Annotated in this window: 15 protein-coding genes, 1 tRNA gene and 3 pseudogenes; 11 read left to right on the forward strand and 8 right to left on the reverse strand. The window is 57.9% G+C overall.

Annotated elements, in window-relative coordinates:
* Nucleotides 1-323 precede the first annotated feature (323 nt).
* Nucleotides 324-1,382: a quinolinate synthase NadA gene (nadA, locus tag AABC73_RS07515; protein ID WP_341523061.1), complete on the forward strand. Its 1,059-nt coding sequence runs from the start codon at nucleotides 324-326 to the stop codon at nucleotides 1,380-1,382.
* A 121-nt stretch (nucleotides 1,383-1,503) separates the two neighbouring features.
* On the opposite strand, the gene AABC73_RS07520 is transcribed toward nadA, so the two are convergent.
* Nucleotides 1,504-2,937: a M48 family metalloprotease gene (locus tag AABC73_RS07520; protein ID WP_341523062.1), complete on the reverse strand. Its 1,434-nt coding sequence runs from the start codon at nucleotides 2,935-2,937 to the stop codon at nucleotides 1,504-1,506.
* A 148-nt stretch (nucleotides 2,938-3,085) separates the two neighbouring features.
* Between AABC73_RS07520 and AABC73_RS07525 the strand changes: the two genes are divergently transcribed.
* Nucleotides 3,086-3,337 carry a sulfurtransferase TusA family protein gene (locus tag AABC73_RS07525; RefSeq protein ID WP_341523063.1) on the forward strand — a complete coding sequence of 84 codons (252 nt, stop codon included), beginning with the start codon at nucleotides 3,086-3,088 and terminating at the stop codon, nucleotides 3,335-3,337.
* A gap of 35 nt (nucleotides 3,338-3,372) precedes the next feature.
* Nucleotides 3,373-4,443, forward strand: coding sequence for an AI-2E family transporter (locus AABC73_RS07530; RefSeq protein WP_331150462.1), 1,071 nt, complete (start codon nucleotides 3,373-3,375; stop codon nucleotides 4,441-4,443).
* Between the two features lie 60 nt (nucleotides 4,444-4,503).
* Here AABC73_RS07530 and AABC73_RS07535 read toward each other — a convergent pair whose 3' ends face one another.
* Nucleotides 4,504-4,977: a peroxiredoxin gene (locus AABC73_RS07535; protein ID WP_341523064.1), complete on the reverse strand. Its 474-nt coding sequence runs from the start codon at nucleotides 4,975-4,977 to the stop codon at nucleotides 4,504-4,506.
* 9 nt (nucleotides 4,978-4,986) lie between these two features.
* Complete coding sequence (locus AABC73_RS07540; RefSeq protein ID WP_020289402.1) at nucleotides 4,987-5,550, reverse strand: glycine cleavage system protein R; 564 nt, start codon at nucleotides 5,548-5,550, stop codon at nucleotides 4,987-4,989.
* 324 nt (nucleotides 5,551-5,874) lie between these two features.
* Here AABC73_RS07540 and dapA point away from each other — a divergent pair, with 324 nt between their 5' ends.
* The 5 genes from dapA to AABC73_RS07565 all read left to right on the forward strand — a co-directional run bounded on the left by dapA (nucleotide 5,875) and on the right by AABC73_RS07565 (nucleotide 9,565).
* On the forward strand, nucleotides 5,875-6,753 hold the full coding sequence (gene dapA, locus AABC73_RS07545) for a 4-hydroxy-tetrahydrodipicolinate synthase (protein ID WP_020289401.1): 879 nt from the start codon (nucleotides 5,875-5,877) through the stop codon (nucleotides 6,751-6,753).
* A 17-nt stretch (nucleotides 6,754-6,770) separates the two neighbouring features.
* Nucleotides 6,771-7,886 (forward strand): outer membrane protein assembly factor BamC, encoded by a 1,116-nt coding sequence (gene bamC, locus AABC73_RS07550; RefSeq protein WP_341523065.1) that lies wholly within the window; start codon nucleotides 6,771-6,773, stop codon nucleotides 7,884-7,886.
* A complete protein-coding gene (locus AABC73_RS07555) occupies nucleotides 7,887-8,645 on the forward strand; it encodes an MBL fold metallo-hydrolase (RefSeq protein WP_341523066.1) in 759 nt (252 codons plus the stop codon).
* A gap of 28 nt (nucleotides 8,646-8,673) precedes the next feature.
* Entirely contained in the window at nucleotides 8,674-9,384 is a 711-nt protein-coding gene (gene purC / locus AABC73_RS07560) for a phosphoribosylaminoimidazolesuccinocarboxamide synthase (RefSeq protein ID WP_341523067.1), read from the forward strand.
* Nucleotides 9,385-9,475: 91 nt separating this feature from the next.
* Nucleotides 9,476-9,565 (forward strand) — tRNA-Ser (locus AABC73_RS07565).
* A 111-nt stretch (nucleotides 9,566-9,676) separates the two neighbouring features.
* Here the strand turns inward: AABC73_RS07565 and AABC73_RS07570 are convergent.
* Entirely contained in the window at nucleotides 9,677-9,970 is a 294-nt protein-coding gene (locus AABC73_RS07570; protein WP_341523068.1) for an addiction module antidote protein, read from the reverse strand.
* Nucleotides 9,971-9,972: 2 nt separating this feature from the next.
* A pseudogene (locus AABC73_RS07575) lies at nucleotides 9,973-10,273 on the reverse strand (type II toxin-antitoxin system RelE/ParE family toxin).
* A 301-nt stretch (nucleotides 10,274-10,574) separates the two neighbouring features.
* Between AABC73_RS07575 and AABC73_RS07580 the strand changes: the two are divergent.
* Nucleotides 10,575-10,802, forward strand: a complete 228-nt coding sequence (locus tag AABC73_RS07580; protein ID WP_341524188.1) for a hypothetical protein — start codon at nucleotides 10,575-10,577, stop codon at nucleotides 10,800-10,802.
* A 29-nt stretch (nucleotides 10,803-10,831) separates the two neighbouring features.
* On the opposite strand, the gene AABC73_RS07585 is transcribed toward AABC73_RS07580, so the two are convergent.
* The 3 genes and pseudogenes from AABC73_RS07585 to AABC73_RS07595 form a co-directional block, all read right to left on the reverse strand.
* Nucleotides 10,832-11,482 carry an HAD-IA family hydrolase gene (locus tag AABC73_RS07585; RefSeq protein ID WP_341523069.1) on the reverse strand — a complete coding sequence of 217 codons (651 nt, stop codon included), beginning with the start codon at nucleotides 11,480-11,482 and terminating at the stop codon, nucleotides 10,832-10,834.
* Between the two features lie 37 nt (nucleotides 11,483-11,519).
* Nucleotides 11,520-11,801, reverse strand: coding sequence for an addiction module antidote protein (locus tag AABC73_RS07590; RefSeq protein WP_341523070.1), 282 nt, complete (start codon nucleotides 11,799-11,801; stop codon nucleotides 11,520-11,522).
* Nucleotides 11,798-12,135, reverse strand: a pseudogene (locus AABC73_RS07595) (type II toxin-antitoxin system RelE/ParE family toxin). Before AABC73_RS07595 ends, AABC73_RS07590 begins: the two are co-directional and overlap by 4 nt.
* Before the next feature lie 331 nt (nucleotides 12,136-12,466).
* Between AABC73_RS07595 and AABC73_RS07600 the strand changes: the two are divergent.
* A complete protein-coding gene (locus AABC73_RS07600; protein ID WP_341523071.1) occupies nucleotides 12,467-14,155 on the forward strand; it encodes an NAD-dependent malic enzyme in 1,689 nt (562 codons plus the stop codon).
* Between the two features lie 261 nt (nucleotides 14,156-14,416).
* Nucleotides 14,417-14,953 (forward strand): annotated as a pseudogene (locus AABC73_RS07605) (methylated-DNA--[protein]-cysteine S-methyltransferase); the annotation flags it as partial.
* Between the last annotated feature and the right edge of the window lie 156 nt (nucleotides 14,954-15,109).

Genomic DNA, 15,109 nt, shown 5'->3' on the forward strand with positions numbered 1-15,109 from the left:
TCGTAGCGTCGAAACAATATCAGTGCGCGAGTCTGTCGCTTGAAAGTGCGAGTAAGTGGCGCAATGCCGCTAATGACGGTGGTCAATGCCGCGCAAATCATTGGTAAATCCATAGTGGGCTGGCTAGAATCCGCTCCGCCTTCAGCGGCTTGATCGACCGGTTTGCCCCCGTCCAGATCAAAACCGAACCTACGACCCAAGGTCGACATACTGATAAAAGCTGGAAGGCCCGTGAGAAACGAGGAATTCCGGCTTTTTTTGTGTCTGCCTTTCGGGTGTAAACTCGCCTTACGCGCTATAGAGCGCCTTCAGGTCCCGCGAACATGACGCAGATTTCCGAACGCCTTCTGGTCCAGGCCCATCTCGATGCCAAGCAGCCTAAAGAGCTGAGCCTCGACGAACAGGCCCATTACCGCGCTGCGATTGCTGCCGAACTCAAGGCGCAGGACGCCGTGTTGGTGGCCCACTATTATTGCGACCCGGTTATCCAGGCCCTGGCCGAGGAAACGGGTGGCTGCGTGTCCGATTCTCTGGAGATGGCCCGTTTCAGCAACAGTCACTCGGCCAAGACCGTGCTGGTGGCTGGTGTGCGGTTCATGGGCGAAACGGCGAAGATCCTCAATCCCGAAAAACGCATATTGATGCCGACCCTTGAGGCCACTTGCTCACTGGATCTGGGTTGCCCGGTTGATGAGTTCTCCACCTTCTGCGATCAGCATCCTGAACGCACCGTGGTGGTTTACGCCAATACCTCGGCGGCGGTTAAAGCCCGGGCAGACTGGGTCGTGACCTCCAGTTGCGCCCTGGAAATCGTCGAAAGCCTGATGGACAACGGCGAGAAAATCCTCTGGGCGCCGGACAAGCATCTGGGTCGTTACATCCAAAGGGAAACTGGCGCCGACATGCTGCTGTGGGACGGTGCCTGCATCGTCCACGAAGAATTCAAATCCAAGCAGCTGGAAGACATGAAGGCGCTGTATCCGGACGCGGCGATTCTGGTGCACCCCGAGTCGCCGGAATCGGTCATCGATCTGGCAGACGCCGTGGGCTCCACCAGCCAGTTGATTGCCGCCGCACAGACGCTGCCGAACACGATGTTCATCGTGGCGACCGACCGGGGCATTTTCTACAAGATGCAGCAGCTGTGCCCGGACAAGATCTTCATTGAAGCGCCTACCGCCGGCAACGGCGCAGCCTGCCGCAGTTGCGCGCATTGCCCATGGATGGCGATGAATACCCTGGAGCGCACGCTGCAATGCTTGCGTGAAGGCACTAACGAAATATTCGTCGACCCGGCGGTGATCCCCAATGCCGTACGCCCGTTGCAGCGCATGCTGGACTTCACCCGCGCAGCGCGGATGAAACTGGCGGGGAATGCTTGATAGTCCTGCGGCAAATAAGTCCTGTTGGAGTGAAGCTTGCCCGCGAAGGCGTCGATCCAGACGATAAAGATGTTGTCTGGAAGACCGATTCGCGGACAAGCCTCACTCCAACGGACCGGCCTTAATTCATCAAATCCTTGACCATCCGCTCCTGATCCAACAGCTCTTTCTGTCGGGCATCGATGCGTGATGCCAGCTGGAAGTTGTTGTTGGAGCGGCGCTTGGCGAAGTCCAGTTGCTGGATCGCCTGGCGGAAATCTCCCACCAGTGCGAAGTATTCGGCGCGGGCTTGATGCAAGCCGACGGTATTGCCGTTCAGGCCACGGGTTTCGGCGACCAGATACCAGATGTCCGGATCGTCAGGACGATTTTTCAGCAGGCCATTGAGCGACTTTTCGGCTTCGGCATTGCGATTCTGCTTCAGCAAAACGTCAACCCGCACCTGATTCAGTGGATAGTTGTCCGGAAACATGTTCAGCATCCGATCAACCCGCTGCTGCGCATCCGGCAGGCGATTGTTGGTGATGTCCAGATCGATCTGCGTGAGGTTGTAAGTGATGTCGTTCGGCGACTTGTCGAGCAGCGGCTTCAGGCTTTCGCGAGCTTCGTTGAGCTGTCCGGCCTTGATTTGCGCCAGCGTCAGGCCATAACGGGCCGGCTCGGATTTTGGATTTTCAGTGAGCTGGGCACGGAAGCGTTTCGCGGCAATGCCCGGCGTGCCTTCATAGATGAGCGCAACGCGTGCACGCATCAGCTGATAACGCAGGCTGTCTTCCTTGCCGCCGGGTTTCGATTGCTCGGCGCGGTTACGGGTGTCGGCGATGCGCGATTCGGTAACCGGGTGAGTCAGCAGGAATTCCGGCGGCTTGGCGTCAAAGCGGTATTGACGCGCCAACCGCTCGAACATGGTCGGCATGTTGCGTGGGTCGTACCCGGCCTTTTCCAGGTTGAGAATGCCGATGCGGTCAGCTTCCTGCTCGTTCTGCCGGGAAAAGCGCCGCTGCTCTTGAATGGCGGCGGCCTGGGAGCCGGCAATGGCGGCAATGCCCGCGTCTCCGGCGCCAGCGGCGGCCATGACGATACCGGCGAGCATGGCGGCCATTACTGGCACCTGCATGCGTTGCTGGGCTTCGACGCCACGCGCGAAGTGGCGTTGCGACAAGTGAGCCAGTTCGTGGGCAAGTACCGAGGCATATTCGCCTTCGGTCTGGGCATTGAGGAACAGCCCGCCGTTGACCCCGACGATCCCGCCCGGAGCGGCGAAGGCGTTGAGTTCCGGGCTATTGATCAGGATGAACTCAAGGCGTCGGTCCTGAACCTGGCTGGTTTCGGCCAGTTTATAGACTGACGTCTCGACGAAGTCCTTGAGCTGCGGGTCCGACAGTTGAGCTACCTGACTGCGCAACAGGCCGAGCCAGGCGCGTCCCAGTTGGTGTTCCTGTTCCGGAGAAACGATGGAAGAACTGGCGTCGCCCAGGGAGGGAAGGTCGTAGGCATGGCTCGGAACAGCGAGCAGGCAGGCCAGCGTCAGGAGTGTGGATCGCAGAAAATTCATCCATGGAACTCTAGGTTGAAGACCCCGTACTGTAGCTGGCTCAATGGCTTGCTGACCAGAGTGCGGTATTCTTTGTGTCCTGCCTGAAATGTCTGACCTGTTTTTTATCGCTGCTTTGCGATTTGATGTGCCTGCCTGGAGAGAAACGATGTCTGACGCTTTAACGCGCCCGCAAACGTGTGACGCCCAAGTCGATGCAACCGGGCTCAACTGTCCGTTGCCGCTGCTCAAGGCCAAGCTTGAACTCAACCGCCTGGCCAGTGGCGCCGTGCTTAAGGTGATTGCCACAGATGCCGGTTCCCAGCGTGACTTCCGTACCTTTGCCAAGCTGGCGGGGCATACGCTGGTGCATGAAGAAGCCGAAGACGGCGTTTATCAGTATTGGCTGCGCAAGGCTTAGCGGTAGCGGCTTTTTATTTTCCAAAAGGATTTTTGATGTTCAAGGTGCTTCGCGACTGGGTGCAACGCTACTTCTCTGATGAAGAGGCGGTGGTGCTCGCAGTATTGCTGTTTCTGGCGTTCACGATCGTTCTGACGCTGGGCGGCATGTTGGCTCCAGTGCTGGCCGGGATGGTGCTGGCGTTTCTCATGCAAGGCCTGGTGAATCTGCTGGAGCGGCTGCGCGTGCCCGAGGGTGGCGCGGTGGCGCTGGTGTTCACCTTGTTCATGGGCGCGCTATTGGTGTTTCTGCTGGTGTTGGTGCCGTTGCTCTGGCATCAACTGATCACCCTGTTCAACGAGTTGCCGGGCATGCTCGCCAAGTGGCAATCGTTGCTGCTGTTGTTGCCTGAGCGCTATCCGCATCTGGTCTCGGACGAGCAGGTGCTGCGCGCCATCGAGGCTGCACGAGGCGAAATCGGCAAGTTTGGCCAATGGGCGCTGACGTTCTCGCTGTCGAGCCTGCCCTTGCTGGTCAACATCATGATTTATCTGGTGCTGGTGCCGATCCTGGTGTTCTTTTTCCTCAAGGACCGGGAAGTCATCGGTCGCTGGGCGCGTGGCTATCTGCCTCGCGAGCGCGCGCTGATCACCCGGGTTGCCGAGGAAATGAATCGGCAGATCGCCAATTACATTCGCGGCAAGGTCATCGAGATCTTCGTCTGCGGCGGGGTGACTTACATCGCGTTCGTGGCGCTGGGGCTCAACTACGCAGCCTTGCTGGCGATGCTGGTGGGGGTTTCGGTGGTGGTGCCTTACATCGGCGCGGTGGTGGTTACTGTGCCAGTGGCGTTGATCGCCTTGTTCCAGTGGGGCTGGAGCGACCAGTTCATCTATCTGATGGCGGTCTACGGGGTGATTCAGGCACTGGACGGCAACGTTCTGGTGCCGCTGCTGTTCTCGGAGGCTGTGAATCTGCATCCGGTGGCAATCATCTGCGCCGTGCTGCTGTTTGGCGGGCTGCTGGGCTTCTGGGGCGTGTTCTTCGCAATTCCCCTCGCTACCCTGTTCAAGGCCGTGCTCGACGCCTGGCCGCGCAATGAGCCCACTGTGGCGCCCTTGCTGTAGTCAGACTCAACAGTATTCGCTGCGGGCCTGTTGCAGGCGCGCAGCGAAACATCTCACGTATCAAGCGTTATTCAGCGCCTGCGCCTTCTCAAGCACCGCCGCCACATGGCCTGGCACCTTCACACCGCGCCATTCGTGACGCAGCACGCCATCCTTGTCGATGAGAAAAGTGCTGCGATCGACGCCAAGGTATTCCTTGCCGTACAGCTTCTTCAGCTTGATCACGTCGAACAGCTGGCAAAGGGCTTCGTCCTTGTCCGAAATCAGTTCGAACGGGAACGATTGCTTGGCCTTGAAGTTCTCGTGAGTCTTCAGGCTGTCGCGGGAGACGCCGAAGATGACCGTATTGGCTGCCTCGAAGGGCGCGACATGGTCGCGGAAGTCCTGGCCTTCGGTGGTGCAACCCGGCGTGTTGTCCTTGGGGTAGAAATAAACAACGACCTGCCGGCCCTTGAGCGCGGACAAGCTGACCGCTTGCCCACTGGTGGCCTGGGCCTGAAAGTCGGCGACGGGTTGATCTACTGCTACGGCCATGAAACTTCCTTACATTGGGGCTTGTGGGCGCCACGGTTCGATCAGCGCATCGAGGTTCAACGCATCGGCGAAATCAAGGAATTGATCGCGCAGCCAGCTGATCTGAATGCCGGCGGGCAAAGTCACGGTAAACGTCGCATTGAGCATGGTGCCGCCAGTTTGCGGCGCCAGATAGGTATCGCAGATCAGGTTTTCCAGCTCGACGTTGTGGTCCATGAAAAACTGGCACAGCTCATTGATGATGTCCGGACGATACGCAGAACTGACGTAAGCCACGTAAGGCAGCGCCTCAGGACGGCTTTCGAGCGTGGCGCTGCGCACGACGCTGGTGGTGAAGGCGTGCTTCTTCGACAGGCCGGGCAGGCCGGTCTCCATACGGGCCAAGGCATCCCAGCTACCGGAAATCTGCAGCACCAGCGCACTGTATTCGCCATGCCGGGTCAGGCGTGAGCTGACCACCGAGCAACGGTTTTCATGACTGGCGCGGCACAGAACGTTGGTCAGCTCCATGGGGTTTGCGCCAAGGGCACTGATGACAAGGAATTGTTCGCGAACTGTGGGGGTGGACGACATGCAGCATTCCTAGACGATGAGCGGTCGGTACATTTTTGGCTTGCTGGCCCCTTTCGTTGATCGACAGCGCCGGACATCAACCATAACCCCGGCGGGGTGCGTCTGCATAATGAAGACGTAGCAGGCCGCAACAGCGCTGGAGCAGGGGTTCTGACGATAAAATCGATCAAAAGAGTGAGGCGAGCAGGTGACCAGTACCGATCAAAGAACGAAGGGTAGCGAAAACCATCGCTCAGGGGAATGCTCACAGTACGGTACTTCGCTTGTGCAAGGCTGATAGCGCCAGTACCATTACCGCTCTCTTTTTCCGGCAGGAGCGGTTGCATGATTGCGGGCAGTATGGTGGCACTGGTCACACCCATGGATGCACAGGGACGTCTGGACTGGGACAGCCTGAGCAAACTGGTGGACTTCCACCTGCAAGAGGGCACCAACGCCATTGTTGCCGTTGGCACCACAGGTGAATCGGCCACGCTCGATGTGAATGAACACATCGAAGTGATCCGTCGCGTGGTTGCCCAGGTTGCAGGGCGTATTCCCGTCATTGCTGGCACAGGCGCCAATTCGACGCGCGAAGCGATCGAACTGACGACCAATGCCAAGAACGCCGGCGCTGACGCCTGCCTTCTGGTGACCCCTTACTACAACAAGCCGACTCAGGAAGGCCTGTACCAGCATTTCCGGACTATCGCCGAAGCCGTCGATATTCCGCAGATCCTGTACAACGTGCCTGGCCGAACGGCTTGCGACATGCTGGCCGAGACGGTGATTCGTCTGTCCACCGTGCCGAACATCATCGCCATCAAGGAAGCCACGGGCGACCTGCAACGCGCCAAGGACATCCTGGCCGGCGTGAGCAGCGACTTCCTGGTGTATTCCGGCGATGACGCGACGGCGGTCGAACTGATGCTGCTGGGCGGCAAGGGCAATATTTCCGTGACGGCCAACGTGGCGCCACGGGCCATGAGCGATCTGTGTGCCGCAGCGATGCGTGGCGATGCCGTCACAGCTCGTGCGATTCATGAAAAACTCATGCCGCTCAACAAGACGCTGTTTATCGAATCCAACCCTATCCCCGTGAAATGGGCCTTGCATGAAATGGGTTTGATGCCGGACGGTATCCGTCTGCCGCTCACCTGGCTCAGCCAAGCCTGTCACGAACCGCTGCGTCAGGCCCTGCGCCAGTCCGGCGTCCTGGTTTAATGAGGAAGCACTACGCAATGAAGCGATTGGCCGGACTGTCCGCACTAGCCTTGATTATCTCCAGCACCAGTGGCTGCGGTTGGATATGGGGTGAAGATGGTTACTTCCGCGATCGCGGCAGTGATTACCTGCAAGCCACCCAGACAGCACCGATGACGCTGCCTGCTGGCGTCACGGAAAAACGTCTGGACCCGCTGCTGCCGATTCCGCGCAACGTCACTGATGACGCGCAGAAAACCGGCGAATACGTGGTTCCTCGTCCGCAGCCGCTTTCGGTTACTGCCGATGCCAGCGACTTCAGCCTGCAAAAAAGCGGTGACGCTCGCTGGGTGCTTGCCCAGCGTGCGCCTGCCGAAGTCTGGCCAGTGGCGCATCAGTATTTCGAAGATAACGGCTTCCGTATTGCCGAAGACCGTCCGCAGACCGGCGAATTCAGCACGACCTGGCAGCGTCTGGACGAGCTTTCCGCCTCCGTCGCCAAGCGTCTGAGCACCACCGGCACTGCCGCTGATGCCGAAACCCGCGTGCGGGTTCGTATCGAGCCGGGCGTGCAGCGCAACACCAGTGAAATCTACGTCGTGAGCATCCAGCGTCCAGCTGGCAGCACCGCAGAAGTCGATTTCCCGGCGCGCACCACCAATCTGGGCCTCGATTCGGCGCTGACCGATGACTTGCTGGCCACGCTGAGCCGTAGCGCAGAACAAGGCGGTTCGGTATCACTGGTCGCAGCACGCGACTACGACACCCCAAGCCGTGTCGCACTGACCGAAGACGGCAGCGGCAACCCGGTTCTGAACGTAGGATCGGATCTGAATCGCGCGTGGTCCAGCGTCGGTCGTGCCTTGAATCAAGGTGAGTGGCGCGTTGAAGACATCAACCGCAGCCTGGGTCTGTACTACATCAACCTTGCCGAGAAAGCCAAGACACCTGAAAACGAGCCCGGCTTCTTCGGTCGTGTTTTCGGTAGCAAGGAAAGCAAGGAAGAGATCGATGCTCGCGCCGAGCGCTATCAGGTTCGCCTGAGCAAAGTGGGTGACAGCGTGCAGGTAACCGTCGAGAAGAACATCAACACCGTCGCGCCGGCAGACATTGCCCGTCGTGTACTGGGTGTCATTCAAGACAACCTGGGTTAAGTGCGTTTCGCAGTATTAGGCAGCGGCAGCCAAGGGAACGGCACGCTGGTAGCAAGCAATGACACGTATGTGCTGGTCGATTGCGGTTTCTCGTTGCGAGAAACCGAGCGGCGCCTGGCGCGACTCGGGATCAGTGCCCATCAGTTGAGCGCGATTCTAGTGACCCACGAACATGCCGATCATGTGCATGGAGTAGGTTTGCTGTCTCGGCGCTACAATCTGCCGGTCTACCTGAGCAGTGGCACGTCGCGCGGGATGCGCAAACCGATCGAGGCTGCCGGGTTCCTCGTGGGTGGTCAGGCTTTGCAGTTGGGGAGCTTGAACATCGATGTGGTGTCCGTGGCCCACGATGCGCTGGAACCGACGCAGTTTGTCTTCAATGACGGCCAGCGTCGATTCGGCTTGCTGACCGATCTTGGCTCGTACTGCCCTTCGGTGCTGCAAAGCTACCAGGGCCTGGACGCGTTGATGATCGAGGCCAACCACTGCCGGGACATGCTTGCCCGTGGTCACTACCCGTACTTCCTGAAGCAGCGGGTCGGTGGCGACGAAGGACATTTGAACAACCATCAGGCCGCAAACCTGGTGAATGAACTGGGATGGCAGGACCTGCAGCATCTGGTCCTGGCCCATCTGAGCAGCAAGAACAATCTGCCGCATCTGGCCCGGCAATGTTTCGTCGACACCCTCGGGTGCGATCCGGACTGGTTACAATTGGCCGATCAAGATTCAGGGCTCGACTGGCGACATATCGCCTAGCCCATCTACTTAGCAAGCGGAGCCCATCATGGAAAAACGTGAAGAACTCTACCGCGGCAAAGCCAAATCGGTGTACACCACCGACGACGCTGACCGCTTGATCCTGCTGTTTCGCAACGACACTTCGGCGTTCGACGGCAAGCGCATCGAACAGCTGGACCGTAAAGGCATGGTGAACAACAAGTTCAACGCCTTCATCATGCAGAAGCTCGAAGAAGCGGGCGTTCCGACCCAGTTCGACAAGCTGCTGGGCGACAATGAATGCCTGGTCAAGAAACTCGACATGATCCCGGTCGAATGCGTCGTGCGTAACTACGCCGCCGGCAGCCTGGTCAAGCGTCTGGGTATCGAAGAGGGCACCAAGCTCAATCCCCACACCTTCGAACTGTTCCTGAAGAACGACGCCATGGGCGACCCGTTCATCAACGAATCCCACGTTGTGGCGTTCGGCTGGGGCACCGCCGAGCAACTGGTTCGCATGAAAGAACTGTCGCTCAAGGTCAACGAAGTGCTCAACAAGCTGTTCGACGACGCTGGCCTGTTGCTGGTGGACTTCAAGCTCGAATTCGGTGTATTCCACGGCGAAATCGTCCTGGGCGACGAATTCAGCCCTGACGGCTGCCGCCTGTGGGACAAGGAAACCCGCAAAAAGATGGACAAGGACCGCTTCCGCCAGGGCCTCGGTGACGTTATCGAAGCCTATGAAGAAGTCGCCAACCGTCTGGGCGTTCCGCTTTAACCCGGAAAAAACGTGCAAGCGCTTGATAGCACAAAATAAATTAGCAAAAAGATTCGCCTTCTGCGTTTGAGCTGTTATGATGCGCGCCGTTGGAGAGATGCCAGAGTGGCCGAATGGGACGGATTCGAAATCCGTTGTACTGGCGACAGTACCTAGGGTTCAAATCCCTATCTCTCCGCCATACAAATGAAAGCCCCAGAAGTTTTGCTTCTGGGGCTTTTTGCATTTGGGAAAATTTGGGGATGGTGATTGGCTTCTCAACCTTCCTGCAGTATTCGCAACCGGGCTCCGGTTACGAATGACGGGTTGTCCTGGCGTGCAACTCTACGCCCATCGCACGCATCACTTTGATTATGGTGTCAAAGCGTGGCTTCGCACCCGGAGCCAGTGCCTTGTACAGGCTAGCTCGACCCAAGCCCGAGTCCTTGGCAATTTGTGCCATCCCACGGGCTTTGGCTACATGCCCAACAGCTCGGATCAGTTCGTCGGTGTCGCCGTCAGCAAGGACTTGGGTAAGGTACTCGTTGATTGCCTCGTCGCTATCGAGGATTGCCGTCATATCAAACGGCACCAGAGTGGTGGTCATGATCAAACCTCCTTCGCCACTGTTTTCGCCTGCTTGATGTCAGCAGGCTGAGTTGATTTATCGCCGCCGACCAGTAGAACGATAATAGTCCTGTCCCTGGTGGTGAAATAGATCCTGTAGCCAGCGCCAACAGCTACCCGCATCTCGGATACTCCTTCACCTACAGACTTCACATCGCCTAGATTGCCTGCAGACGCGCGTTCGATTCGGCGTGCAATGGCGATTTTTGCCTGGATGTCTCGCAATGTCTCGCAATGTCGCAAGCCATTGAGCAAAAATGCTTGTTTGCCGAATCGTGTACATATAAGGGTAGTGTATCCAAATGAAGACAGTTTGTGTGCGGCGGTTTGTCTGATTGCCCAAGAAAGTTGAATCATGATCATTCAGTCACAACCGCCGTTTACGCGACAAATTGCGCCGTGAATGACGAGAGGCTTCGGGATAGCTTAATTGACGCCTGACAGCGTATGAGGTGAATATCTACCGCAGACGCCAAATGGAATTGGCTGAGAATGATTTCGACCCCGCTATCGATTGCGGGGCTCGCATTTGGGGTAATGGCACAAAGGCCGCCGCCCATCCAGGAACCAAGGCAGGATTCACAATGACAAACGCCGAGCTCGAAAAAATTCAAATCGAGATCACCAAACTGGCAGCCGAAACCCGCAAGCTGGTTGCCGAGGCTGGCAAGCTTGGCGCCGAGTCAGGCAAGCTCTATGCAGAGGCCGGAAAGATGACTCTCGAAACATTCTGGTATCCCGTGGCAATCGCCAGCGGCATGATTGGCGCAGTGGTCGCCGTGACCACACTGGTCATCAAATTGCTTAACTAAACACCCGTTAACCCCGCAGTTTTCCCGTTTCAGCCCCGCAACAATCCTAGACCCTGCGCGTTAACCACTGCCTTGAGCCCTTCATAACTCGCCAGCGTCGCATGTGCCGTCGTGATCCCATGTTCATGCGTCGCGGTAATCACCACCACACTTGCGCCTGCCGCTTCTGCTGCCGCAATCCCGGCTGGCGCGTCTTCGAAGACCAGACAATCCTTGATATCTACGCCCAGCCGTTTGGCGGCGAGCAGGAAGCAATCCGGTGCGGGTTTGCCTTGGCTGACGTCTTCGGCGGTGATCAGGTTGACGGGTAATTCCAGGCCTGCGGCTTTCAGGCGTGCTTGGGCCAGGGCGCGTGGAGCAGAGGTGACGATGGCCCAGCGTTGCGCAGGCAGCGAAGCGAGGAAGCAAGCCGCGCCAGCAACGGAGACGACACCGTCCACGTCCTCGATTTCGGCTTGGGAAATGCCCTCGGCCTCAGCGATCGGATCGAGTCCCGGCAGGTTCAGGCGGCGAATGGTGTCGACGCTGCGCACGCCATGAATGGTCGGCAAGAACGCCGCAACGTCCAGATCGTGCCGCTGCGCCCAAATCGTCCAGACCCGCTCGGCTGCGATGATCGAGTTGAGGAGGGTGCCGTCCATGTCGAACAGGAAAGCTGAAAAGCGTTTTTGATCGAGCATGTACTACCTCAGGTTGATAGTGGTTGTGCGAGGGCGTCTAAGGCCGTTGAGCGATCAACTTGATCCCCAGCGCGTTGAGCACCTTTAGCACTGTGTCATAGCGGGGTTTGGCACCGGGGGCCAGGGCTTTGTACAAGCTCTCCCGACCCAGGCCGGTTTCGCGCGCCAAGCGGCTCATTCCATGTGCTTTAGCCGCTTCGGTCAAGGCCTGCAGGAATACATCGGGGTTTTCGTCCTCAAGTGCCGCAGTCAGAAACTCGTGAATGGTTTCTTCATCACTCAGGTAGGCAGACGCTTGGAATGGGGTTAGTTGGCTCATTGCTCTAGCTCTCCCTCGATTGTGTTCAAAATCTGTCTGGCGTGTTTTATGTCGCGCCATTGTGAGGATTTGTCCCCGCCGCACAGCAGCAGATAAACCGTTGCGTCCCGGCGTGAGTAGTACACTCGATAACCTGGTCCGGTATGGATCCTCATTTCATTGACGCGATCACCCACCATCTGCGTGTCACCGAAATTCCCCATTTTGGCAGCTACCAGTCGCGCCGCAATTCACGCTTTGCTTTAGGGTCCTTCAGATTGCTCATCCATGAGTTGAATTCTGCCGTCACAAGGAGAAAATATTGGGGCTGAGAAGTGTATTCCTTCGGATACATAATCGACAATGTCTTCTGGTCTGAAAGGTCCTGATCATTCCAGCTTCAAACGGCGGGCTTCGCCAATTTTGCGTATTTGCAAAATAATTCAGGGCTGCGGCTGGCGGTCGCGTGCTGCTCGGCGAAGATACTTCGCATTTCTTTGCCACCCTTTAGCCATGTAGTAGCGGCGAAATGTCGCAACACGATTTGGCGCGAGTAAGATATGCACCTTGATTTCACTGCCCCGATTTTTCGCGGCTGGCCCTGATGCGCTCCTGAAGAGATTCCAGCGGCCAGCCACGGTGGTACGAACCGAACACGAGTAGACGAGAAAAGGCGATAACTGAAAATGACCAAGACTTCGCGACCTTTATATATTTCCTATGCTGGCCCTTCGCTGCTGGAAATGCCCCTGCTGAATAAGGGCAGTGCTTTTACCCCGCAAGAGCGGGTCGAGTTCAATCTGATCGGGCTGCTGCCGCAGAACGTCGAGACCATCGAAGAGCAAGTCGCACGGGTATTCAGCCAGTACAACCAGTGCGCGAGCGATCTGGACAAGCACATCTACCTGCGTTCGATCCAGGACAACAACGAGACGTTGTTCTTCCGCCTGCTGGATTCGCACCTGGATGAAATGCTGCCGATCATCTACACGCCGACGGTTGGCCAGGCGTGTCAGGAATTCTCGAAGATTTACCGCACGCACCGGGGCCTGTTCATTTCCTACCCGGAACGCGACCGTATCGACGACATCCTGCGCAGCGCCACCAAAGACCGCATCAAGATCATCGTGGTCACCGACAGCGAGCGCATTCTGGGTCTGGGCGACCAGGGCATCGGCGGCATGGGCATTCCAATCGGTAAATTGTCGCTGTACACCGCATGCGGCGGGATCAGCCCGGCGTACACCTTGCCTATCGTGCTGGATGTCGGCACCAATAATCAGGAACTGCTCGACGACCCGATGTACATGGGTTGGCGCCACAAGCGGGTGACGGGCAAGGAATACGAAGACTTCGTCGCGCTGTTCATCGAAGCTGTGCAGCGTCGCTGGCCGGACGTCTTGCTGCAGTTCGAAGACTTCGCCCAGACCAACGCCATGCCGTTGCTGGAAAAGTATCGCGACGAGCTGTGCTGCTTCAACGACGACATCCAGGGCACCGCTTCGGTTGCCGTGGGCACGCTGCTCGCCGCCAGCAAGGCCAAGAATGAAACCCTGGGCCAGCAACGCGTGGTGTTCCTCGGTGCGGGTTCTGCCGGTTGCGGGATCGCCGAACACATCATTGCCGCGATGGTGATCGAAGGCTTGAGCGAGGCCGAGGCCCGCAAACGCGTGATGATGGTCGACCGTTTCGGCTTGTTGACCGACAGCATGGATAACCTGCTGGACTTCCAGAAGAACCTGGCCCAAAAGGCCGGCGACATCGCTGGCTGGTCAAGTGGCGATGGCTATCCGGAATTGCTGGACGTGGTCAGCAATGGCAAGCCGACTGTGCTGATCGGTGTATCCGGCCAGCGTGGCCTGTTCACCGAGCAAATCATTCGTGAAATGCACAAGCACTGCGCCAAGCCTTTGGTCATGCCGCTGTCCAACCCGACGTCAAAAGTGGAAGTGACCCCGCAGGAAGTCCTGACCTGGACCAATGGCGATGCATTGGTGGCAACCGGTAGTCCGTTTGCTCCGGTGACTGTAGGCGATCGCACGTTCCATATCGCGCAGTGCAACAACTCCTACATCTTCCCCGGCATTGGCCTGGGTGTGATTGCGTGCAAAGCCACGCGTATCACCGACAAGATGCTGATGGCTGCGTCCAACGCGCTGGCTGAATGCTCGCCAATGGTCACTGGCAAGGGTGATGCGGTATTGCCGCCGCTCAAAGAGATCCAGGAAGTCAGCCGCAAGATCGCTCTGGCGGTTGCCAAGCAGGCTCAGGCCGATGGCGTGGCGCTGGATACTACCGAAGAGATGTTGGTCGAGGCGATCCAGCGTAACTTCTGGATGCCGAACTATCGGTCGTATCGTCGCAGCGCTGTTTAAAGCTCGACGCAGGACCTGAGGCCGCCGCAAGGAAACTTGCGGCGGCCTTTTTTTGGCCAGAAACGGGCTGACGATTCTGCACTAGAGCGCCGTCGGCAAGCGGCATAAACTCGGTCCATGAATCTACCCATCGAACCTGCGCCGTTGTCCTACGCCGATAAGCTCAAAGCCATGCTGGATGGCGACAGTCGCTACGACGGCGAGCTTTTCAGTTCGGCGCCAGCCACTGGCCGCAAGATATCCGCCCAGACCAAGCCCCGCGAACCGTTGCACTTCATGCGCCTGTCCACGCCGCTGGGGCCCATGCTTGCCATGGCAGAACAACGCGGGCTGGTGATGCTTGAGTTTCTTGATCGGCCGATCCTGATGCGTGAACTCGAAGAGCTGCGCGCTCGATTCGGCTACGCGATGACGCAAGGGGACAACCCGCATCTGGAGCAGATCGACGACGAGCTGGCGCGTTATTTCGCTGGCACCTTGACCCGTTTCGACGTCGCGCTGCATACGCCCGGCAGTGTTTTCCAGAATCAGGTCTGGAGTGCGTTGCGCCAGGTGCCGTATGGCACGACCTGTACCTATGGGCAGATCGCCGTTTTATTGGGTAAACCGGGTGCCAGTCGTGCGGTAGGGCTGGCGAATGGGAGTAATCGCATGTCCATTGTCTTGCCTTGTCACCGGGTGATCGGCGCCGATGGATCGCTGACCGGCTATGGCGGCGGCAAGCCACGCAAGGAGTTCCTCCTGCGCCTGGAGCGAGTGGCGATCCAGATGGCGGATCAACAGCAGTGGGCGTTCTAAGCCGGTTTCTCGCGCTAAGGTTTTGAGTTCTCGTGGAATTTTCCTACCTGAAAAGAAGCTGAACAAGACTATTTGTTCTCATCCTTTTCACAAAAAATTGATGGCTGCCTGACTAAAGTTTGCTACGTCGGAGGAGTTGCCGGATGTGTGCCGCTC

Source organism: Pseudomonas sp. G.S.17, from assembly GCF_038096165.1.
GTDB lineage: Bacteria > Pseudomonadota > Gammaproteobacteria > Pseudomonadales > Pseudomonadaceae > Aquipseudomonas.